This is a genomic window from Pseudomonas fluorescens NCIMB 11764 (assembly GCF_000293885.2).
Lineage (GTDB): Bacteria > Pseudomonadota > Gammaproteobacteria > Pseudomonadales > Pseudomonadaceae > Aquipseudomonas > Aquipseudomonas fluorescens_B.
In genome coordinates this window covers 6,807,445-6,827,968 of sequence record NZ_CP010945.1, presented here as the reverse complement: position 1 = coordinate 6,827,968, position 20,524 = coordinate 6,807,445, and the positions used below count along the sequence as shown (strand labels likewise).

The following is a 20,524-nucleotide window of genomic DNA, read 5'->3' as shown; positions in this document are numbered from 1 at the left end:
GAGCAAGCTCCCTCGCCACAGGGAATTTGGTGAGGGCAGTCGGGTTATTTGAGGGCTGCCAGGATTGCATCCGGGTCATACCCGCGAATCAACGTCCCGTTCACATCGATGATCGGAATCCCACCGCCACCCAGCGCTTCATAAGCCTTGCGCGCCTCGGCATCTTTCTCGATGTCGAACTCCCTGTATGGAATACCTTTCTGGTCAAGAAAGCGCCGGGTCAGTTTGCAGTAACCACACCACTCGGTGGCGTAGAGCACGACACTGGCCTTTGCCTGTGTTTGCTCCGATACCACCTGCGAGGGGTTAAACACCCGCTCGATCTTGCCCCAGTTCTGATAGACCACGACCACCAGCAGGATCAGCAGGAATTTCTTCAGTACGCTGCCGAGCATCAGTTGCGTCGCTTGAGCTGGTCAGTCAACTGGGTGGGCAGGCCTTTGATGATCAGCGTGCCGGCTTCTTCGTCGTATTCGATCTTCGAGCCCAGCAGGTGCGCTTCGAAGCTGATCGACAAGCCTTCGGCGCGGCCGGTGAAGCGGCGGAACTGGTTCAGGGTGCGTTTATCCGCCGGAATCTCGGGCGACAGGCCGTAGTCCTTGTTGCGAATGTGATCGTAGAAAGCCTTCGGGCGTTCTTCGTCGATCAGCTCCGACAGCTCTTCGAGGCCCATGGGCTCGCCCATTTTGGCCTGGCTGCTGGCGTAGTCCACCAGGGTCTTGGTTTTCTCGCGGGCGGACTCTTCCGGCAGGTCTTCGCTTTCGACGAAATCGCTGAAGGCCTTGAGCAGAGTGCGGGTTTCGCCCGGGCCGTCGACCCCTTCCTGACAGCCGATGAAGTCGCGGAAGTACTCCGAAACCTTTTTCCCGTTCTTGCCTTTGATGAACGAAATGTACTGCTTGGACTGCTTGTTGTTCTGCCACTCGGAGATGTTGATCCGCGCCGCCAGGTGCAATTGCCCCAGGTCGAGGTGGCGGGACGGTGTCACGTCCAGCTGATCGGTCACTGCAACGCCTTCACTGTGGTGCAGCAGCGCGATCGCCAGGTAATCGGTCATGCCCTGCTGGTAATGCGCAAACAGCACGTGGCCGCCCACAGAGAGGTTCGATTCTTCCATCAGCTTTTGCAGGTGTTCCACCGCCACACGGCTGAACGCCGTGAAATCCTTGCCACCGTCGAGGTATTCCTTCAGCCAGCCGCTGAACGGATGCGCCCCGGACTCGGCATGGAAAAAACCCCAGGCCTTGCCTTGCTTGGCGTTGTAGCTCTCGTTGAGGTCGGCAAGCATGTTCTCGATGGCGCTGGACTCGGCCAGTTCCGAATCACGAGCGTGGAGAACTGCGGGCGTGCCGTCGGGTTTTTTGTCGATCAGGTGGACGATGCAATGACGGATCGGCATGGGCTTCTCGGCTGTTTGAAGCGGCTGGTTGGAGAGAGCAGGGCAGGCTCCCGAAAAAGTGCCAAGTGTACCGCAACCACTGGTTTTGGCGCGGTGCGAACGACAATTCGCAGTCGTCTGGCGGGCCTTGTGCGTTTTTTTCCTGTTTTAGAGCAATAAAGCTGACCAAATGGGTAGCTAGAGGCGGATATTTCCCCGTCTCTGTGCTAGTTTTGCCCCGTCTTACGCGAAGTCACTGCGTTAAGCGTGCATTCAGCATTTGTCAGGTCGAACCAAACCCTGATTTCGGTATCTATAACCCCGATCCCGTGGTTATTGGCCGAGGGTGCCAGATCCAGAAGATCGGGCTCGATGGCTGACACTGCACTCTGCAATCCATATGAATTTGATAGGGAAGGAACACTACATGGCTCTTACTAAAGACCAACTGATCGCCGACATCGCTGAAGCTATCGACGCGCCAAAAACCACCGCGCGTAACGCTCTGGACCAACTGGGCCAAATCGTTGCCGATCAGCTGGAAAACGGCGGCGAAATCACTCTGCCAGGTATCGGCAAACTGAAAGTGACTGAGCGTCCTGCCCGTACCGGCCGCAACCCTTCGACTGGCGCTGCCATCGAAATCGCTGCCAAGAAAGTTATCAAGCTGGTTGTGGCCAAAGGCCTGACCGACGCTGTTAACAAGTAAGACGCAGTAAAAAAAAGCCGTGCTCCGGAGTGATCCGGGCACGGCTTTTTTGTACCTTGAATTCTTCAAACACCGCAGATCCCAAGGCTGGAATATTCAGTCAGCTTTTCTTTGCCCAGCGCTCGCGCCACACCTGCTGTTCGGATTTGGTCTGGAAGGTCCAGGCAACGAAGCGGCTTTGCTTCTGGCCCTGGGACATTTCCACGACCTGGCTTTCCAGCACGCCGGCCTTTTTAAGCGCCGTCTGAATCGCCGGAAGGTTCGAGGCTTTCGAGACCAGGGTGCTGAACCACAGCACTTTGTGCTGGAAATGCGCGCTCTCGGCGATCAGTTGCGTCACAAAACGCGCTTCGCCGCCTTCACACCACAATTCCGCCGATTGCCCGCCGAAGTTCAACACCGGCAGTTTGCGTTTCGGGTCGGCGCGGCCCAGTGCACGCCATTTGCGCTCGCTGCCTTTGGTCGCTTCGTCCATCGAGGCGTGGAACGGCGGGTTGCACATGGTCAGGTCGAAACGTTCGCCGGGTTCGAGCAAGCCCAGCAGAATGTGCTTGGGGTTAGTCTGCTGGCGTAACTGGATGGCCTTGTTCAGCCCGTTGGACTGGACGATGGCTTTGGCGGCAGCCACGGCCGTCGGGTCGATTTCCGAGCCGAGGAAGTGCCAGCGGTAGTCGCTGTAGCCGATCAACGGGTAGACGCAGTTGGCGCCCATGCCGATATCGAGCACCTTGACCGGCGCGCCACGCGGGATTTCGCCGTCGTTGACGCTGGCCAGCAGGTCGGCCAGGAAATGCACGTAATCGGCACGGCCCGGCACCGGCGGGCAGAGGTAATCCGCCGGAATGTCCCAGTGAGCAATGCCATAGAACGACTTGAGCAGCGCCCGGTTGAACACCCGCACCGCGTCCGGGCTGGCGAAGTCGATGCTTTCCTTGCCATACGGATTGATGATCACGAACTTCGCCAGTTCCGGCGTGGTTTTGATCAGCGCCGGGAAGTCGTAACGACCTTGATGGCGATTGCGCGGGTGCAGGCTGGCCTTTTCACGCGGTTCCACGGTTTTGGCCGGGGTGGCGGAGTCAGGCTTCTTGCGCGCAGGGCGGGGTGTGCGGGGGGCAGTCATGGGCGTGGTCGATTCGGGTATGGCTAAAAGTGGCGGGTATTGTCCCACATCCAGCTGTTGTGAACGCAATTGTGAATAACAGCGCCATACCCCTCTGGGAGCAAGCCTGCTCGCGAAGAGGCCGTGTCAGCCAGCATCAATGTTGAATGACAAACCGCTTTTGCGAGCAGGCTGCTCCCACAGGGGATTTTCGATGCTTGGAATAACGGAGCAGGCACAAAAAAGGGAGGCCACTCGGGCCTCCCTCTCCATTGCGATCTGCCGTTACAAACTGGCAATCCGCGCGTGCTGCTCGGCCAGCTTGCCCAAAGCCTGTTCGGCTTCAGCCAGCTTGGCGCGTTCCTTCTCGATGACTTCGGCCGGGGCCTTGTCGACGAAACCGGCGTTGGACAGCTTGCCGCCCACGCGCTGGACTTCGCCCTGCAGACGCAGGATTTCCTTGTCCAGACGTGCCAGTTCGGCGTCCTTGTCGATCAGGCCGGCCATCGGCACCAGCACTTCCATCTCACCCACCAGCGCGGTGGCGGACAGCGGTGCTTCTTCGCCGGCAGCCAACACGGTGATCGATTCGAGGCGCGCCAGTTTTTTCAACAGGGCTTCGTTTTCGGTGAGGCGGCGCTGATCTTCGGCGCTGACGTTTTTCAGGAACAGGTTCAGCGGCTTGCCTGGCCCGATGTTCATTTCGCCACGGATGTTGCGCGTGCCGAGCATCAGTTCCTTGAGCCATTCGATATCGTTCTCGGCCGCCGGATCGATGCGCTCTTCATTGGCCACTGGCCAAGGCTGCAGCATGATCGTCTTGCCTTCGATACCGGCCAGCGGCGCGATGCGCTGCCAGATCTCTTCGGTGATGAACGGCATGAATGGGTGCGCCAGACGCAGGGCAACTTCCAGCACTCGAACCAGCGTGCGACGTGTGCCGCGCTGACGTTCAACCGGCGCGTTTTCGTCCCACAGCACAGGCTTGGACAGTTCCAGGTACCAGTCGCAATACTGGTTCCAGATGAACTCGTACAAGGCTTGTGCCGCGAGGTCGAAGCGGAACTGGTCGAGTTGACGGGTCACTTCGGCTTCGGTGCGTTGCAGCTGCGAGATGATCCAGCGATCCGCCAGCGACAGCTCGTAGGCTTCGCCGTTCTGGCCGCAGTCTTCGCCCTTGTCGAGCACGTAGCGCGCAGCGTTCCAGATCTTGTTGCAGAAGTTGCGATAGCCTTCGACGCGGCCCATGTCGAACTTGATGTCGCGACCGGTGGACGCCAGCGAGCAGAAGGTGAAACGCAGGGCGTCGGTGCCGTAGCTGGCGATGCCGTCGGCGAACTCCTCGCGGGTCTGCTTCTCGATCTTCTTCGCCAGTTTCGGCTGCATCATGCCGGAGGTGCGTTTCTGCACCAGATCTTCCAGCTCGATACCGTCGATGATGTCCAGCGGGTCAAGGACGTTACCCTTGGACTTGGACATCTTCTGGCCCTGGCCATCTCGCACCAGACCGTGCACATAAACGGTCTTGAACGGAACCTGCGGTGTGCCGTCTTCGTTTTTCACCAAATGCATGGTGAGCATGATCATCCGGGCAACCCAGAAGAAAATGATGTCGAAACCGGTCACCAGCACGTCGGTGGAGTGGAATTTCTTAAGGAATTCGGTCTGCTCAGGCCAGCCGAGCGTGGAGAACGTCCACAGGCCCGAACTGAACCAGGTGTCGAGAACGTCGTTGTCCTGTTGCAGCGCAACGTCCGGTCCGAGGTTGTTCTTGGCCCGCACCTCGGCTTCATCGCGACCGACGTAGACCTTGCCCGACTCGTCGTACCAGGCCGGAATCCGGTGGCCCCACCACAGCTGGCGGCTGATGCACCAGTCCTGGATGTCGCGCATCCACGAGAAGTACATGTTTTCGTATTGCTTGGGCACGAACTGGATACGGCCGTCTTCAACGGCGGCAATCGCAGGCTCGGCCAACGGCTTGGTGGACACGTACCACTGGTCGGTCAGCCACGGCTCGATGATGGTGCCGGAACGGTCGCCTTTCGGCACTTTCAGCGCGTGATCGTTGACGCTGACCAGCAGGCCGGCCGCATCGAACGCCGCAACGATTTGCTTGCGCGCTTCGAAGCGGTCGAGGCCGACGTATTCGGCCGGGATCTTGCCGTCGATGCTTTCGTTCAGCGTGCCGTCGAGGTTGAACACCTGACAGGCCGGCAGTACGGCGGCGTTCTTGTCGAAGATGTTCAGCAGCGGCAGGTTGTGGCGCTTGCCGACTTCATAGTCGTTGAAATCGTGGGCCGGGGTGATTTTCACGCAGCCGGTGCCGAATTCCGGATCGCAGTAATCGTCGGCGATGATCGGGATGCGGCGGCCGACCAGCGGCAGCTCGACAAATTTGCCGATCAAGGCTTTGTAGCGTTCATCGTTCGGGTTAACGGCCACGGCGGCGTCGCCGAGCATGGTTTCCGGGCGAGTGGTCGCGACGATCAGGTAGTCATTGCCTTCAGCGGTCTTCACGCCGTCGGCCAGCGGGTACTTCAGGTTCCACAGGAAACCTTTCTCGTCGTGGTTTTCCACTTCGAGGTCGGAAATCGCCGTGTGCAACTTGGTGTCCCAGTTGACCAGGCGCTTGCCGCGATAGATCAGGCCGTCTTCGTGCAGACGTACGAAGGCTTCTTTAACGGCTTCCGAGAGGCCGTCGTCCATGGTGAAGCGCTCGCGACCCCAATCCACGGACGAGCCGAGGCGGCGGATCTGACGGCTGATGTTGCCGCCGGACTGATCCTTCCATTCCCAGACTTTCTCGAGGAATTTCTCACGGCCCAGGTCGTGACGATTCTGGCCTTGGGCTTCGAGTTGGCGTTCCACCAGCATTTGCGTGGCGATACCGGCGTGGTCGGTACCCGGCTGCCACAGGGTATTACGACCCTGCATGCGGCGGAAACGGATCAGGGCGTCCATGATCGCGTTGTTGAAGCCGTGGCCCATGTGCAGGCTGCCGGTGACGTTCGGCGGCGGGATCATGATGGTGTAGGACTCGCCCGCGCCTTGCGGGGCGAAGTAATTCTCTGACTCCCAGGTGTTGTACCAGGAAGTTTCAATGGCGTGCGGCTGGTAGGTCTTATCCATGCGCGGCGGGACCCTATTGGCATTAATTCAGGAAAAGCCGACGAGTATAGCGGGGCATGGGGCACAGGGCGAGCGGGGGCAGACAGGCGCAGGGTGATTTGGGCGACGGGATTTGTCGGAACGTCCTTTTGGCGTCAACCACTGGAAAGGAGGCAGATAGCTCCGGGTTTCAGAGGGGACCCTGGCGTTCGCCATCAGGCTTGATCGAGACGGTAGGCCATCCCTCCAGAAAAGTAGTTGATTGTATAGAGCATAAGTATGTCTTTTGGTTAATGTGTTTGCTTGTGAAAAGAGCATCAATCAAATTGGCTTACTTATTTTTGTTGCCTCTTGAGTACGGTAAAAAAACCAAAAAAAAAGCCACCCCTAGGGATGGCTTTAAATCGGTCATCACTTCTGACGACCTGGCGGTCACCTCTCCAGATGACCTTTTTCGCTGCCAATGACATTTGTCAGCAAACGGGTGAAGTGTTGACTTCATTTGGTGGAGTCGGGGGGATTTGAACCCCCGTCCGCCAGTACTCCGCTGTCGGTTCTACATGCTTAGCCCGTTCAATTGAGTTAACCCGTCGCCGCCCGAGGGGCAGGGTGCTAAGGGCGAGCTGTGTAATATTTAGCCGTTACGTCCACAGCACACTACGCGGCGATTCTGTTCTGTATGACAATCAGGTCGGGTTTACAGAAATCCCCTTGTGATTGCTGGCGCCGAGGCAGCCAGAAGTGCTTAAGCGTAGAGCTTTTCCTTGAAGAAGGAATCGTTCACTGCAGGAGCACCGTAGTTGGCAAGTTTGGCAACTATTAAGTATGCAACAGTGGATTTACGAGTGCTGTTACCCACTCGGCATGCCCCTAGAGTTTTGTTACCGACGTCGAATCCTGATCGACCCCAAGTGCGCTAAGGCAGGGCAAATATAAGAAGGCTTAGTTGAATAATCAACAGATTTATTTGTTGGCTGTTGAGCGGTTTTTGACAGTATTTAGTTGGCGGATGCGGTAATTGACGGGGGAACTAAGCTACTAATTCGAATTGTTGTATGGAACGTTATTTTCCAAAGGGGAAATGCTGAAAGAAACGTCCAGAATTGGTGGAGTGTCCGCCTTTATTCGGGCTGCAGCGATCCGGCAGTGGAAGATGCGCTTTACGAAACCACGATTTGCGTCCGTTCTCGGGTTTGCATCTGGATCGGGATTTTCGATGAAGCGACAGTACTCAACTTCAGTCGCCTATTGGAAAAAGGCGAACTGGCAAGCGGAATTTTGTGGATCCCCCCAATCGTGCGCGATCAGGAGTGCCAATGCCGGGAGCCAGATTCTATATTTGGGGGGCAAATATAGAATCTCCCGCAGGTGGCTCAGTCGTTGTATTGGCTCAACAACCGTTCCAGACGCGCGCTGAGGCGGCGTTTGATTTCGGTTTCGATGTGCGGGGCGAAGTCGTCGATCACGTCTTGCATGATCAATTGCGCGGCGGCGCGCAGTTCGCTGTCCAGGTGCAGCAGGTCGTCGGGGTTCTTGCCGGGGGCGGCTGCCGGCGAGGTGGCAGCGGCGGGTGGAGTCGGTTCTACGGTCGGCTGAGACGCGCTGACCGTGTCGAACAACATCGGAATCTGTTCCTGGTCTCCGTCCTCGACCGTGTCGGTCAGCAGAGGTGGTTGCAGGTTGTCATCGCCGAGCAACTGGCGGATCGACTCGAGGTCGTCCAGCAGGTGCGCGGACTTTTGCAGCGGTTTTGGAGTGTCCATCGGAATGCTCAGAGTCGCTGTAAACGGTGATCTTGCAGAGGATAGCCCTGTTCGCGGTAGAAACGGAAACTCTCCCGCGCCGCGGCACGAATCGTCGGATCTTCGACCACCACTTCCGCCACGCGGGCGAACTGTTTGGCGAAAGCCGGGACTTTCAGGTCAAGGTTGACCAGCAAATCCTGATGCTGACCGCAGTCATCGCCAAGTCCGAGCACAATCAAACCGTCGGGCTCGCTTTCGGCGGGGCCGTGGGGCACGAAGCTTTCGCCCTTGAAGGCCCACAGGCGCGCATCGAGATCGTCGCGCTGGGCGACATCGCTGCAATGCAGGTAGATGCGATGTCCCATGCGCCAGGCTTTTTCGGTGAGCTTGCAGGCGAAATCCAGTCGCGCCGAAGGATCGGCACTGGGCAGGATATAGAAGTCGACTTTGGTCATTGCGGTTCCTGAGCCTGGAGCGGCGTCACTCGAGAGTAACGCCGCCCAAGGTCATCGGTTTCAGGCTTTGGCGCGGTCCAGCAGGTATTGGGTCAGCAGGGGAACCGGACGGCCAGTGGCGCCCTTGTCCTTGCCGCCGCTGGTCCAGGCCGTGCCGGCGATGTCCAGGTGCGCCCAGTTCAGGTTCTTGGTGAAGCGCGACAGGAAGCAGGCGGCGGTGATGGTGCCGGCTTTCGGGCCGCCGATGTTGGCGATGTCGGCGAACGGACTGTCCAGCTGCTCTTGATACTCATCGAACAGCGGCAGTTGCCAGGCACGGTCGTCGGCAGCCTTGCCGGCGCTCAGCAGCTGGCCGATCAGTTCGTCGTTGTTGCCCAGCAGGCCCGAGGTGTGGGAACCCAGCGCCACGACGCAAGCGCCGGTCAGGGTCGCGATGTCGATCACGGCTTGTGGCTTGAAGCGCTCGGAGTAGGTCAGGGCGTCGCACAGCACCAGACGGCCTTCGGCGTCGGTGTTGAGGATTTCCACGGTCTGGCCGCTCATGGTGGTGACGATGTCGCCCGGACGCGAAGCGTTGCCGCTCGGCATGTTCTCGGCGCAGGCCAGGATGCACACCAGGTTGATCGGCAGCTTCAGCTCGAGCACGGCACGCAGGGTGCCGAAGACGCTGGCGGCGCCGCCCATGTCGTACTTCATTTCATCCATGCCGGCGCCCGGCTTCAGGCTGATGCCGCCGGTGTCGAAGGTGATGCCTTTGCCGACCAGTGCGTATGGCTTCTCGGATTTCTTGCCGCCGTTGTATTGCATGACGATCAGGCGCGGCGGCTGGGCGCTGCCCTGGCCGACGGCGTAGAACGAGCCCATGCCCAGTTCCTTGATCTTCTTCTCATCAAGGACTTCGACTTTCAGGGTTTTGAATTCTTTACCGAGGTTCTTGGCTTGTTCGCCGAGGAACGTCGGGTGGCAGATGTTCGGCGGCAGGTTGCCCAGGTCTCGGGTGAATGCCATGCCGTTGGCGATGGCGGTGGCGTGGGCCACGGCGCGTTGCACTTCAGCCTGGGCGGCCTTGATGGTCACCAGGGTGATTTTCTTCAGGGCGCGCGGTTCGGCTTTCTGGCTCTTGAACTGCTCGAAGGAATATTCGCCGTCCACCAGGGTTTCCGCCAGCAGGCGGGTCTTGCCATAGCTGTCGCGACCCTTGATCACGACTTCGTCCAGCGCCAGCACGGCATCGCTGCCGCCCAGGCCTTTGAGGGTGTTGAGGACGCCGGCGATGATTTTGCGGAACGGACGGTCGCCCAGTTCTTCGTCCTTGCCCACGCCCACGAGCAGCACGCGTTCGGCTTTGAGGTTCGGCAGGCTGTGCAGCAGCAGGCTCTGGCCGACTTTGCCGGCCAGATCGCCGCGCTTGAGCACAGCGCTGATCGCGCCGCCGCTCAGTTCGTCAAGTTGCTTGGCAACGGCCCCGAGCTTGCGGCCTTCGCCGACGGCGACTACCAGGGTGGAGGTTTTCAACGTTTCCGGGTTAACGCTTTTTACAACCAGTTCCATGTCGGGGTCCCTGAGTGATGGGTCAACCAGTGCTCGACGACCTGCGCTCGAGCCTGCTTATAGATAGAAAGACGCAAGTCACGGCTTGCGACAAAGGCCGCAGTTTGAACCTCGGGCCCCGAGCCTGACAACCCTCGGTTGTACGATCTTCTACGCTTTAGCCGCCTGCTTGAGCGTGCGCAGTGACAGGCGCACCCAATCACAGGATAATGCGCCAACTTTTTTCGGCGGCTCTGCCCTGCGGGCTGCCTGATACGTTTGCTTGTTTGGCCGCCTTAGCCTGACAACCCTGGAGTGTCTGGTTTGATTGTCTTCCGTTATCTGTCCCGCGAAGTCCTGTTGACCTTGAGCGCCGTCAGCGCCGTGCTGCTGGTCATCATCATGAGCGGACGCTTCATCAAATACCTCGCCCAGGCGGCTGCCGGCCTTCTGGATCCGGGCTCGCTGTTCCTGATCATGGGCTTTCGTCTGCCAGGCTTTCTGCAGCTGATCCTGCCTCTGGGCCTGTTCCTCGGGATTCTGCTGGCCTACGGTCGCCTGTACCTCGAAAGCGAAATGACGGTGCTGTCGGCCACGGGCATGAGCCAGCAACGTCTGTTCACCATGACGCTGTTTCCGGCCACGCTGGTTGCGCTGGTTGTGGCCTGGCTGAGCCTGAGCCTGGCGCCACAAGGGGCCAATCAGTTCCAGTTGCTGCTGAACAAACAGGACGCCCTGACCGAGTTCGATACCCTTGAGCCGGGTCGCTTCCAGGCGCTGCGCGACGGAACCCGGGTGACCTACACCGAAACGCTGTCGGATGACCGCATCCACCTCGGCGGCGTGTTCATTTCGCAAAAGAACATCTCGTCGGACAAGAAGGATCGCGGGATTTCCGTGCTGGTGGCCGAGAAGGGTCGTCAGGAAATCCGTCCCGACGGTAACCGCTACCTGATTCTCGACAATGGCTATCGCTACGACGGTAACCCGGGGCAGGCCGACTACCGTGCAATCAAGTACGACGAATACGGCGTATTGCTGCCTAAACCGGACGTGAGCAGCGAAGTCACCGACCGTGATGCAATGCCCACCAGTTCCTTGTTCGGCAGTGACGACCTGCGTTCTCGCACCGAACTGCAATGGCGACTGTCGTTGCCGTTGCTGGTCTTCATCGTGACCTTGATGGCGGTGCCGCTGTCGCGGGTCAATCCGCGCCAGGGCCGTTTCCTCAAGCTGTTGCCGGCGATTCTTCTTTATATGGCTTATCTGAGCATCCTGATTGCCGCTCGCGGCGCCCTCGAAAAGGGCAAGATCCCGCCTGCGCTGGGCCTGTGGTGGGTTCATGGGATTTTCCTGGCCATCGGCCTGGGGCTGCTCTATTGGGAACCCTTGCAGTTGAAGCGGGCAAGTCGCCGCAGCGCGCTGGAGGTGGCCCGTGGTTAAGCTCGATCGCTACATCGGCAGCAGCGTCTTCGTCGCGATCCTGGCGGTACTGGGGATCATTCTCGGCCTGGCGACACTGTTTGCCTTCATCGACGAGATGGGTGACGCGAGCGACACCTACACCCTGGTCGATGTGTTGAGCTACGTCCTGCTGACGGCACCGCGCCGTCTGTACGACATGTTGCCGATGGCGGCACTGATCGGCTGCCTGATCGGCCTCGGCAGTCTGGCCAGCCACAGCGAACTGACCATCATGCGCGCTGCGGGCGTGTCGGTCGGGCGGATCGTCTGGGCGGTGATGAAGCCGATGCTGGTGCTGATGCTGGTCGGTCTGTTGATCGGCGAGTACATCGCGCCGGCGACCGAAAGCACGGCGCAGGCCAACCGCTCGCTGGCTCAGGGCAGTGGCGATGCACAAAGCGCCAAGCATGGCCTGTGGCACCGTCAGGGCGACGAGTTCATCCACGTCAACTCGGTGCAGCCCAACGGTCTGCTGTATGGCGTGACCCGTTATCGCTTCGACGATCAGCGCCATATGCTGTCCTCGAGCTTCGCCAAGCGTGCGGAGTTCGACAAGGATCACTGGCAGTTGAGCGATGTCACCACCACGCTGTTCCATGACAAGAGCACTGAAGTGGTGACGACTCCGGTCGAGCGCTGGAACGTGGCGTTGAGCCCGCAGTTGCTGAGTACCGTGGTGATGTCGCCGGATTCGCTGTCGATCACCGGTCTGTGGGGATACATCCACTACCTGGCGGATCAGGGCCTGAACAATGGCCGGTACTGGCTGGCATTTTGGGTCAAGGTGTTGCAACCGCTGGTCACTGCCGCGCTGGTACTGATGGCGATTTCCTTCATCTTCGGTCCTCTGCGCTCGGTGACCCTCGGTCAGCGGGTCTTCACTGGCGTACTGGTGGGCTTTACCTTCCGCATCGTCCAGGATCTGCTCGGGCCTTCGAGCCTGGTGTTCGGTTTCTCGCCGCTGTTTGCGGTGCTGGTGCCGGCGGGTGTGTGCGCCCTGGCCGGGGTCTGGTTGTTACGCCGGGCCGGTTGATAACGGGTATTTCCCGTCCTCGACGCCGATAAAAACGCCCCTGTCGCAAGACCGGGGCGTTTTTTGTAGGTGCCGTCTGACCTGCGAACGTGACGCTTGCGCCGTGGATCAGGTACAATTCCCGGCTATTTTTCGGCGGGCTATGCCTGCAGCCTTTTTGAGTGTTGATCCGTGAGTGATTTGAGTCATATCCGCAATTTCTCCATCATCGCCCACATTGACCATGGCAAGTCGACGCTGGCCGATCGCTTCATCCAGATGTGCGGCGGCCTTGCCGAGCGCGAAATGGAAGCCCAGGTGCTGGACTCCATGGACCTGGAACGTGAACGCGGGATCACCATCAAGGCCCACAGCGTCACCCTCTATTACACCGCTCGCGATGGTATCAAGTACCAGTTGAACTTCATTGACACCCCGGGCCACGTTGACTTCACCTACGAAGTCAGCCGGTCGCTGGCGGCCTGTGAAGGTGCATTGCTGGTAGTCGATGCCGGTCAGGGCGTTGAAGCGCAATCGGTAGCCAACTGCTACACGGCGATCGAGCAGGGCCTGGAAGTCATGCCGGTCCTGAACAAGATCGACCTGCCACAGGCCGATCCGGAGCGCGTCAAGGAAGAAATCGAAAAAATCATCGGCATCGATGCTACCGACGCCGTCGAGTGCTCGGCCAAGACCGGCCTGGGCGTCGATGAAGTGCTCGAGCGTCTGGTTCACACCATTCCTGCGCCGACCGGCAACATCGAAGATCCGCTGCAAGCGTTGATCATCGATTCCTGGTTCGACAACTACCTGGGCGTTGTTTCCCTGGTACGTGTGCGTCACGGTCGTGTGAAGAAGGGCGACAAGATCCTGGTCAAATCCACCGGCAAGATCCACCTGGTGGACAGCGTCGGCGTGTTCAACCCGAAACATACCCCTACCGCTGACCTGAAGGCTGGTGAAGTAGGCTTCATCATTGCCAGCATCAAGGACATCCACGGTGCCCCGGTCGGTGACACCCTGACCTTGAGCTCCACGCCGGACGTTGACGTGCTGCCCGGCTTCAAGCGCATTCAGCCGCAGGTCTACGCCGGTCTGTTCCCGGTCAGCTCCGACGACTTCGAAGACTTCCGCGAAGCCCTGCAAAAGCTCACGCTCAACGATTCGTCCCTGCAGTACACCCCGGAAAGCTCCGACGCCCTGGGCTTCGGCTTCCGTTGTGGGTTCCTCGGCATGCTGCACATGGAAATCATCCAGGAGCGCCTGGAGCGCGAGTACGACCTGGACCTGATCACCACGGCACCGACGGTGATTTTCGAGCTGTTGCTGAAAACCGGTGAAACGATTTACGTCGATAACCCGTCGAAGCTTCCTGACCTGTCCTCGATCGAAGACATGCGTGAGCCGATCGTGCGGGCCAATATTCTTGTGCCGCAAGAGCACCTGGGCAACGTCATTACCCTGTGCATCGAGAAGCGTGGCGTGCAGCACGACATGCTGTTCCTCGGTTCGCAGGTCCAGGTGACCTACGATTTGCCGATGAACGAAGTGGTCCTGGACTTCTTCGACCGTCTCAAGTCCACCAGCCGCGGCTATGCTTCGCTGGATTACCATTTCGATCGTTATCAATCGGCTAGTCTGGTGAAACTGGATGTGCTGATCAACGGTGACAAGGTCGACGCCCTGGCGCTGATCGTGCACCGCGATAATGCGAACTACAAAGGTCGCCAGTTGACCGAGAAGATGAAAGAACTGATTCCACGGCAGATGTTCGACGTGGCAATCCAGGCCGCCATTGGCGGTCAGATTGTGGCGCGGACAACCGTCAAGGCACTCAGAAAGAACGTATTGGCCAAATGCTACGGTGGTGACGTCAGCCGTAAGAAGAAACTGCTGGAAAAGCAAAAGGCCGGTAAGAAACGCATGAAGCAAGTCGGCAACGTGGAAATTCCACAAGAAGCCTTCCTTGCAGTGCTCAGGTTGGATAGTTAGGTCCTATGTCACTAAATTTCCCGCTGTTGCTGGTCATCGCCGTGTTCGTCTGCGGCCTGTTGGCGTTGCTCGATCTGGTTTTCCTGGCGCCGCGTCGGCGTGCGGCCATTGCCTCCTATCAGGGCAGCGTCAGCCAGCCTGATGGGGTGGTGGTCGAAAAACTGAACAAAGAGCCGTTGCTGGTCGAATACGGCAAGTCGTTCTTCCCGGTGTTGTTCATCGTGCTGGTGCTGCGTTCGTTCCTGGTGGAGCCGTTCCAGATTCCTTCCGGCTCGATGAAACCGACCCTGGACGTCGGCGACTTCATTCTGGTGAACAAGTTTTCCTACGGCATCCGCCTGCCAGTGATCGACAAGAAAGTCATTGAAGTGGGTGATCCGCAGCGCGGCGACGTGATGGTGTTCCGCTACCCGAGCGATCCGAACGTCAACTACATCAAGCGTGTAGTCGGCCTGCCGGGTGACCAGATTCGCTACACCGCTGACAAGCGTCTGTTCGTCAACGGTGAGTCGATCGCCGAGCAGCTCGTCGGCTCCGAGCCGGGCACGCTGGGCAGTGCCGAGCTCTACAAGGAAAAACTCGGCGTCGCCGAGCACCTGATCCGCAAGGAAATGAGCCGCTATCGCGCATCGCCGGACCATACCTGGACCGTGCCTGCCGGGCACTACTTCATGATGGGCGACAACCGCGACAACTCGAACGACAGTCGCTACTGGGATGATCCGAACATTCCCAAGGATCTGCTGGGCATGGTTCCCGACAAGAATATCGTCGGCAAGGCTTTCGCAGTCTGGATGAGCTGGCCGGAACCCAAACTCAGTCACCTGCCGAATTTCTCGCGGGTTGGCCTGATCAAGTAATCACACACGGCGCTGTTGAACACAGCGCCGAATGCATTTCTGGAACCGCCACAATCGGCGCCAGAGGCATGAAAACAATGATATTCAGGATGTAATTTTTGAACACAGCGTTAATTGTCCCAAGCCTGCGCCGCACCACGGCGATGGCGGTGGAATCCAGCCACGAACTCAGCGTGGATAAACCGTGAGCGTCTCCTTAAGCCGTCTAGAGCGTCAGCTCGGCTACACCTTCAAGGATCAGGAACTGATGGTCCTGGCCCTGACTCACCGCAGCTTTGCCGGGCGCAACAACGAACGCCTGGAATTCCTCGGTGACGCCATCCTCAACTTCGTCGCTGGCGAGGCATTGTTCGATCGCTTCCCCCTGGCCCGCGAAGGCCAGTTGTCGCGATTGCGCGCACGCCTGGTGAAAGGTGAGACTCTGGCGGTACTGGCCCGCGGTTTCGATCTGGGCGAGTACTTGCGTCTGGGTTCCGGCGAGTTGAAAAGCGGTGGTTTCCGTCGCGAGTCGATTCTGGCCGATGCCCTGGAAGCGTTGATCGGTGCGATCTACCTCGACGCGGGCATGGACGTGGCGCGCGAGCGCGTGCTGGCCTGGCTGGCCGGAGAGTTCGAAGGCCTGACGCTGGTCGACACCAACAAAGATCCAAAAACCCGCTTGCAGGAATTCCTGCAATCGCGTGGTTGTGAGCTGCCGCGTTACGAAGTGGTGGATATCCAGGGTGAGCCGCATTGCCGGACGTTCTTCGTCGAATGCGAAATCACCTTACTGAATGAAAAAAGCCGAGGTCAGGGTGTGAGTCGTCGTATTGCCGAACAGGTAGCGGCCGCCGCAGCACTGATTGCCCTGGGTGTGGAGAATGGCAATGACTGATTCAACCGCAACACGCTGTGGCTATGTTGCCATCGTCGGCCGTCCCAACGTGGGCAAGTCCACGCTGCTGAACCACATCCTCGGCCAGAAGCTCGCGATCACCTCGCGCAAGCCGCAAACCACCCGCCACAACATGCTGGGCATCAAGACCGAAGGCGCCGTGCAGGCGATCTACGTCGACACCCCGGGCATGCACAAGGGCGGCGAAAAGGCCTTGAACCGCTACATGAACAAGACCGCTTCGGCAGCGTTGAAAGACGTCGACGTGGTGATCTTCGTGGTGGATCGCACCAAATGGACCGACGAAGACCAGATGGTTCTCGAGCGCGTCCAGTACGTGACCGGCCCGTTGATCGTGGCGCTGAACAAGACCGACCGCATCGAAGACAAATCCGAGCTGATGCCCCACCTGACCTGGTTGCAGGAACAGCTGCCGAACGCGCAGATCATGCCGATCTCGGCGCAGCACGGGCACAACCTCGAAACGCTGGAGCGGGTGATCGCCGAGCACCTGCCGGAAAACGATCACTTCTTCCCGGAAGACCAGATCACCGACCGCAGCAGCCGTTTCCTCGCCGCTGAACTGGTGCGCGAGAAAATCATGCGCCAGATGGGCGCTGAGCTGCCATACCAGATCACCGTGGAAATCGAAGAGTTCAAGCAGCAGGGCAAAACCCTGCACATTCATGCCTTGATCCTCGTCGAGCGTGATGGCCAGAAGAAAATCATCATCGGCGACAAGGGCGAGCGCATCAAGCGCATCGGCACCGAGGCGCGCAAGGACATGGAGCTGCTGTTCGACTCCAAGATCATGCTCAACCTCTGGGTGAAAGTGAAAGGTGGCTGGTCCGATGACGAGCGCGCGCTGCGTTCGCTGGGTTACGGCGACCTGTAGTCCTGCATAAAGATCCACCGTGGGAGCGAGCCTGCTCGCGATGAGGGCCTGGTATTCAACATCAATGTTGACTGACAGACCGCTATCGCGAGCAGGCTCGCTCCCACAATGGTTTTGGGCTGTTTGTAAAGCTGCGCTCCTTCATTGAGATCTGCGATTTCCATGTCCCAACCCATCGGCCAACCCGCCTACGTCCTCCACTCCCGTGCCTACCGTGAAAACAGCGCATTGGTGGATTTCCTCACGCCGCAAGGTCGGCTGCGGGCGGTGTTGCGCAGTGCGCGGGGCAAGGCCGGGACGCTGGCGCGGCCATTCGTGCCGTTGGAGGTCGAGTTCCGCGGTCGCGGGGAATTGAAGAATGTCGGGCGCATGGAAAGTGCTGGCGTTTCCACCTGGCTCAACGGCGAAGCGCTGTTCAGCGGTCTTTACCTCAATGAGCTGTTGATTCGTCTGTTGCCCTCCGAAGACCCCCATCCCGCTGTATTCGATCACTACGCCGCGACGTTGCTTGCGCTGGCTGAAGGTCGTCCGCTGGAGCCGTTGTTGCGTTCCTTCGAATGGCGCCTGCTCGACGATCTCGGTTACGGCTTCGCCCTGACGACTGACATCCATGACGCACCCGTCGCACCGGACGGCCTCTATCGCCTGCAGGTCGATGCTGGTCTGGAGCGGGTTTACTTGCTGCAACCCGGTCTGTTCAACGGCACCGAGCTGCTGGCCATGGCCGATGCCGACTGGTCAGCCCCCGGCGCATTGTCCGCCGCCAAGCGTTTGATGCGTCAGGCATTGGCCGTTCACTTGGGCGGTCGTCCCCTGGTCAGTCGCGAGTTGTTTCGCAAGCCCTGATCACCCCGTATGCTGTGCACCGAACTTTCTCTACTTCTGGAGCGCTTCCGTGACCACCAGCAATCGCATTCTTCTTGGCGTGAACATCGACCACGTTGCCACCCTGCGTCAGGCCCGGGGCACTCGCTATCCCGATCCGGTCAAGGCTGCACTGGACGCGGAAGAGGCGGGCGCTGACGGCATCACCGTGCACCTGCGTGAAGACCGTCGGCACATCCAGGAACGTGACGTACTGCTGCTCAAGGATGTATTGCAGACCCGCATGAACTTTGAAATGGGCGTCACCGAAGAAATGATGGCGTTCGCCGAACGCATCCGCCCGGCGCACATTTGCCTGGTTCCGGAAACGCGTCAGGAACTGACCACCGAAGGCGGTCTGGACGTGGCGGGGCAGGAAGCACGGATCAAGGCCGCGGTGGATCGCCTGGCGAAGATCGGTTGCGAAGTGTCGCTGTTCATCGATGCAGACGAGCGGCAGATCGAAGCGTCCCGCCGTGTTGGTGCGCCGGCCATCGAGCTGCACACCGGTCGTTACGCGGACGCCGAGACACCGACGGATGTGGCTGAAGAGCTCAAGCGCGTGGCGGATGGCGTTGCGTTTGGCCTGGCCCAGGGGCTGATCGTCAATGCCGGCCACGGTTTGCACTATCACAACGTCGAAGCCGTCGCGGCGATCAAGGGTATCAATGAACTGAACATCGGCCATGCGCTGGTGGCGCATGCGTTGTTTGTCGGGTTCAAGTCGGCGGTGTCGGAAATGAAGGCGCTGATTCTGGCTGCGGCCTTGAAAGGCTAAGATCAAAAGATCGCAGCCTTCGCTAGCGCCTGCAGGTGTACACATACCCTGTAGGCGCTAGCGAAGGCTGCGATCTTTTTCTTTTTTAAAGCTGCGGGGTTTCCTGATTCGGCTTGCTCTTGTCGACCCCCGGCACATGCAGGTTGCCTTCGGCGACCTGATTGCCTTCCAGCTGCGGTTGCGTCACCCACGTCAGGATGTCGTAGTAGCGACGGATGTTCGCCACAAAATGCACCGGCTCGCCGCCCCGGGCGTAGCCGTAACGGGTTTTGCTGTACCACTTCTTTTCGGACAGGCGCGGCAGGATTTTCTTCACGTCCAGCCACTTGTCCGGATTCAGACCTTCCTTGGCCGCCAGTTTGCGCGCGTCATCCAGGTGACCGCTGCCGACGTTGTAGGCCGCCAGTGCAAACCAGGTGCGGTCCGGTTCCTGGATCGATTCGTCCAGCTGGTCCTTCATATAAGCCAGGTACTTGGCGCCGCCCATGATGCTCTGTTTCGGATCGAGGCGATTGGACACGCCCATGGCTTGCGCGGTGTTCTGGGTCAGCATCATCAGGCCGCGGACGCCGGTCTTCGAGGTGACGGCAGCCTGCCACAGCGATTCCTGATAACCGACCGCCGCCAGCAGGCGCCAGTCGACTTTTTCTTTCTTGGCGTAGGTTTTGAAGTGCTGCTCGTACTTGGGCAGCCGTTGCTGCAAGTGCTGGGCGAAGGTGGTGGCGCCCATGTAGCCCAACACATCGACGTGCCCGTAGTAGCGGTCTTTCAGGCGTTGCAGGGTGCCGTTCTTCTTCACCTTGTCGAGGTAGTCGTTGATCTCGTTGAGCAGGCTGTTGTCGTCGCCGGCCGCCACGGCCCAGCTCTGATTGCTGGCGTCACCGAGGTCAAACGCGACTCGAATGTTGGTGAAGTAGACCTGGTTCATCGCCACTTCGTTGGAGTCGACCAGGGTCAGATCGATCTGGCCTTCATCCACCATGCGTAGCAGGTCGACGACTTCAACCGCGTCGGACTCTTCGTATTCAATGCCGGGAAATTTCTGTTTCAGCTCCGCCAGTTGCCCGGCGTGGGTGCTGCCCTTGAGCACCATGATCTTCTTGCCGACCAGATCCTTTGGATCGGTCGGCCGCGACTGGCCGTTGCGATAGATGACCTGCGGGGTGACTTCCAGGTAGGGATGGGAAAACCGCACCTGCTTCTTGCGCGATTCGCTGCTGACCAGGCCGGCCGCCGCGATGACCGGGCCGTTGGGCTTGCCCACCTGGTTGAACAGGTCGTCGAGGTTGTCGGCGGTTTCGATCTTGAGTTCGACCCCCAGATCGTCGGCGAAGCGCTTCACCAGCTCGTATTCGAAGCCGGTTTCACCGTTGCGATCCTGAAAGTAGGTGGCGGGGCTGTTTCGGGTAACCACCCGCAGCACACCATCCTCCTTTACGCGCTCCAGCGTGTTGGGTTTATCAACACAGCCACTGAGCACCAGGAAGAGTCCGGTTGCGATCAGCCATTTGGCGTACCGCGGACGCAAAGCCGTTGGGGAAAACATCTGCGCAGTATACGCAAAGGACCACGAGCGCCATATCTCGACAGCGAAGGCCTTGTCTGCTAGAGAGTGAAAAACCGCTCTGGAGCCCGCAGGAATGGGCTTGAACCGCAATTTGTGACACAAAAAATAACACCTGACGGACCGCTGTTGCAGGCCCGAATACCCGGCCCGACGTTCGGGTACGGCCGTGCGTACCGTTTCGGGTGATG

General features: G+C 59.3%; 17 protein-coding genes, 1 other RNA gene and 1 pseudogene. 10 read left to right on the top strand and 9 right to left on the bottom strand.

The features are described from left to right. Positions 1 to 44: 44 nt before the first annotated feature. Both B723_RS30950 and yejK read right to left on the bottom strand, forming a co-directional pair. Complete coding sequence (locus B723_RS30950) at positions 45 to 395, bottom strand: glutaredoxin family protein (protein WP_017340641.1); 351 nt, start codon at positions 393 to 395, stop codon at positions 45 to 47. Beyond that, positions 395 to 1,399, bottom strand: a complete 1,005-nt coding sequence (gene yejK / locus B723_RS30945; protein WP_017340640.1) for a nucleoid-associated protein YejK — start codon at positions 1,397 to 1,399, stop codon at positions 395 to 397. Before yejK ends, B723_RS30950 begins: the two co-directional genes overlap by 1 nt. A 406-nt stretch (positions 1,400 to 1,805) precedes the next feature. Between yejK and B723_RS30940 the strand changes: the two genes are divergently transcribed. Then, a complete protein-coding gene (locus B723_RS30940) occupies positions 1,806 to 2,087 on the top strand; it encodes an HU family DNA-binding protein (RefSeq protein ID WP_007905514.1) in 282 nt (93 codons plus the stop codon). A gap of 100 nt (positions 2,088 to 2,187) precedes the next feature. Here the strand turns inward: B723_RS30940 and rlmF are convergent, their stop codons facing one another. The 3 genes from rlmF to ssrA all read right to left on the bottom strand — a co-directional run bounded on the left by rlmF (position 2,188) and on the right by ssrA (position 7,209). Beyond that, a complete protein-coding gene (gene rlmF / locus B723_RS30935) occupies positions 2,188 to 3,210 on the bottom strand; it encodes a 23S rRNA (adenine(1618)-N(6))-methyltransferase RlmF (RefSeq protein ID WP_017340639.1) in 1,023 nt (340 codons plus the stop codon). 264 nt (positions 3,211 to 3,474) lie between these two features. Further along, entirely contained in the window at positions 3,475 to 6,321 is a 2,847-nt protein-coding gene (locus tag B723_RS30930) for a valine--tRNA ligase (protein ID WP_017340638.1), read from the bottom strand. Between the two features lie 482 nt (positions 6,322 to 6,803). Next, positions 6,804 to 7,209, bottom strand: a transfer-messenger RNA (tmRNA) gene (gene ssrA / locus B723_RS32690). A 219-nt stretch (positions 7,210 to 7,428) separates the two neighbouring features. Here ssrA and B723_RS33880 point away from each other — a divergent pair. Next, positions 7,429 to 7,581: pseudogene (locus B723_RS33880) on the top strand (transposase); the annotation flags it as partial. A gap of 92 nt (positions 7,582 to 7,673) precedes the next feature. Here the strand turns inward: B723_RS33880 and B723_RS30920 are convergent. From B723_RS30920 to B723_RS30910, 3 genes are read right to left on the bottom strand one after another with little or no spacing between them, the layout of a single operon-like run. Beyond that, positions 7,674 to 8,063, bottom strand: a complete 390-nt coding sequence (locus tag B723_RS30920) for a hypothetical protein (protein WP_017340636.1) — start codon at positions 8,061 to 8,063, stop codon at positions 7,674 to 7,676. Positions 8,064 to 8,071: 8 nt separating this feature from the next. Next, positions 8,072 to 8,500, bottom strand: coding sequence for a DNA polymerase III subunit chi (locus B723_RS30915; protein WP_017340635.1), 429 nt, complete (start codon positions 8,498 to 8,500; stop codon positions 8,072 to 8,074). A 60-nt stretch (positions 8,501 to 8,560) separates the two neighbouring features. After that, positions 8,561 to 10,051 carry a leucyl aminopeptidase gene (locus tag B723_RS30910; RefSeq protein WP_017340634.1) on the bottom strand — a complete coding sequence of 497 codons (1,491 nt, stop codon included), beginning with the start codon at positions 10,049 to 10,051 and terminating at the stop codon, positions 8,561 to 8,563. Between the two features lie 303 nt (positions 10,052 to 10,354). Between B723_RS30910 and lptF the strand changes: the two genes are divergently transcribed. The 8 genes from lptF (at position 10,355) to pdxJ (ending at position 18,769) form a co-directional block, all read left to right on the top strand. Beyond that, complete coding sequence (gene lptF / locus B723_RS30905; RefSeq protein WP_017340633.1) at positions 10,355 to 11,473, top strand: LPS export ABC transporter permease LptF; 1,119 nt, start codon at positions 10,355 to 10,357, stop codon at positions 11,471 to 11,473. Next, a complete protein-coding gene (gene lptG, locus B723_RS30900) occupies positions 11,466 to 12,527 on the top strand; it encodes an LPS export ABC transporter permease LptG (protein ID WP_017340632.1) in 1,062 nt (353 codons plus the stop codon). The genes lptF and lptG overlap by 8 nt, the downstream gene beginning before the upstream one ends. Before the next feature lie 171 nt (positions 12,528 to 12,698). Further along, positions 12,699 to 14,498: a translation elongation factor 4 gene (gene lepA / locus B723_RS30895; protein WP_017340631.1), complete on the top strand. Its 1,800-nt coding sequence runs from the start codon at positions 12,699 to 12,701 to the stop codon at positions 14,496 to 14,498. Between the two features lie 5 nt (positions 14,499 to 14,503). Continuing rightward, the gene (lepB, locus tag B723_RS30890; RefSeq protein ID WP_017340630.1) at positions 14,504 to 15,358 is read left to right on the top strand and encodes a signal peptidase I; all 855 of its coding nucleotides are present in this window, start codon (positions 14,504 to 14,506) and stop codon (positions 15,356 to 15,358) included. A 184-nt stretch (positions 15,359 to 15,542) separates the two neighbouring features. Further along, on the top strand, positions 15,543 to 16,232 hold the full coding sequence (rnc, locus tag B723_RS30885) for a ribonuclease III (protein WP_017340629.1): 690 nt from the start codon (positions 15,543 to 15,545) through the stop codon (positions 16,230 to 16,232). Further along, complete coding sequence (gene era / locus B723_RS30880) at positions 16,225 to 17,127, top strand: GTPase Era (protein ID WP_017340628.1); 903 nt, start codon at positions 16,225 to 16,227, stop codon at positions 17,125 to 17,127. The genes rnc and era overlap by 8 nt, the downstream gene beginning before the upstream one ends. Positions 17,128 to 17,289: 162 nt before the next feature. Beyond that, positions 17,290 to 17,973 (top strand): DNA repair protein RecO, encoded by a 684-nt coding sequence (gene recO, locus B723_RS30870; protein WP_031319106.1) that lies wholly within the window; start codon positions 17,290 to 17,292, stop codon positions 17,971 to 17,973. 49 nt (positions 17,974 to 18,022) lie between these two features. After that, entirely contained in the window at positions 18,023 to 18,769 is a 747-nt protein-coding gene (gene pdxJ, locus B723_RS30865) for a pyridoxine 5'-phosphate synthase (RefSeq protein ID WP_008151581.1), read from the top strand. Between the two features lie 85 nt (positions 18,770 to 18,854). Here pdxJ and mltF read toward each other — a convergent pair whose 3' ends face one another. Then, positions 18,855 to 20,315 carry a membrane-bound lytic murein transglycosylase MltF gene (gene mltF / locus B723_RS30860; protein ID WP_017340626.1) on the bottom strand — a complete coding sequence of 487 codons (1,461 nt, stop codon included), beginning with the start codon at positions 20,313 to 20,315 and terminating at the stop codon, positions 18,855 to 18,857. Between the last annotated feature and the right edge of the window lie 209 nt (positions 20,316 to 20,524).

Coding starts and splice junctions, on each gene's coding strand:
- B723_RS30950 (WP_017340641.1), bottom strand. CDS start 395: ATGCTCGGCAGCGTACTGAAGAAATTCCTGCTGATCCTGCTGGTGGTC.
- yejK (WP_017340640.1), bottom strand. CDS start 1,399: ATGCCGATCCGTCATTGCATCGTCCACCTGATCGACAAAAAACCCGAC.
- B723_RS30940 (WP_007905514.1), top strand. CDS start 1,806: ATGGCTCTTACTAAAGACCAACTGATCGCCGACATCGCTGAAGCTATC.
- rlmF (WP_017340639.1), bottom strand. CDS start 3,210: ATGACTGCCCCCCGCACACCCCGCCCTGCGCGCAAGAAGCCTGACTCC.
- B723_RS30930 (WP_017340638.1), bottom strand. CDS start 6,321: ATGGATAAGACCTACCAGCCGCACGCCATTGAAACTTCCTGGTACAAC.
- B723_RS30920 (WP_017340636.1), bottom strand. CDS start 8,063: ATGGACACTCCAAAACCGCTGCAAAAGTCCGCGCACCTGCTGGACGAC.
- B723_RS30915 (WP_017340635.1), bottom strand. CDS start 8,500: ATGACCAAAGTCGACTTCTATATCCTGCCCAGTGCCGATCCTTCGGCG.
- B723_RS30910 (WP_017340634.1), bottom strand. CDS start 10,051: ATGGAACTGGTTGTAAAAAGCGTTAACCCGGAAACGTTGAAAACCTCC.
- lepB (WP_017340630.1), top strand. CDS start 14,504: ATGTCACTAAATTTCCCGCTGTTGCTGGTCATCGCCGTGTTCGTCTGC.
- era (WP_017340628.1), top strand. CDS start 16,225: ATGACTGATTCAACCGCAACACGCTGTGGCTATGTTGCCATCGTCGGC.
- recO (WP_031319106.1), top strand. CDS start 17,290: ATGTCCCAACCCATCGGCCAACCCGCCTACGTCCTCCACTCCCGTGCC.
- mltF (WP_017340626.1), bottom strand. CDS start 20,315: ATGTTTTCCCCAACGGCTTTGCGTCCGCGGTACGCCAAATGGCTGATC.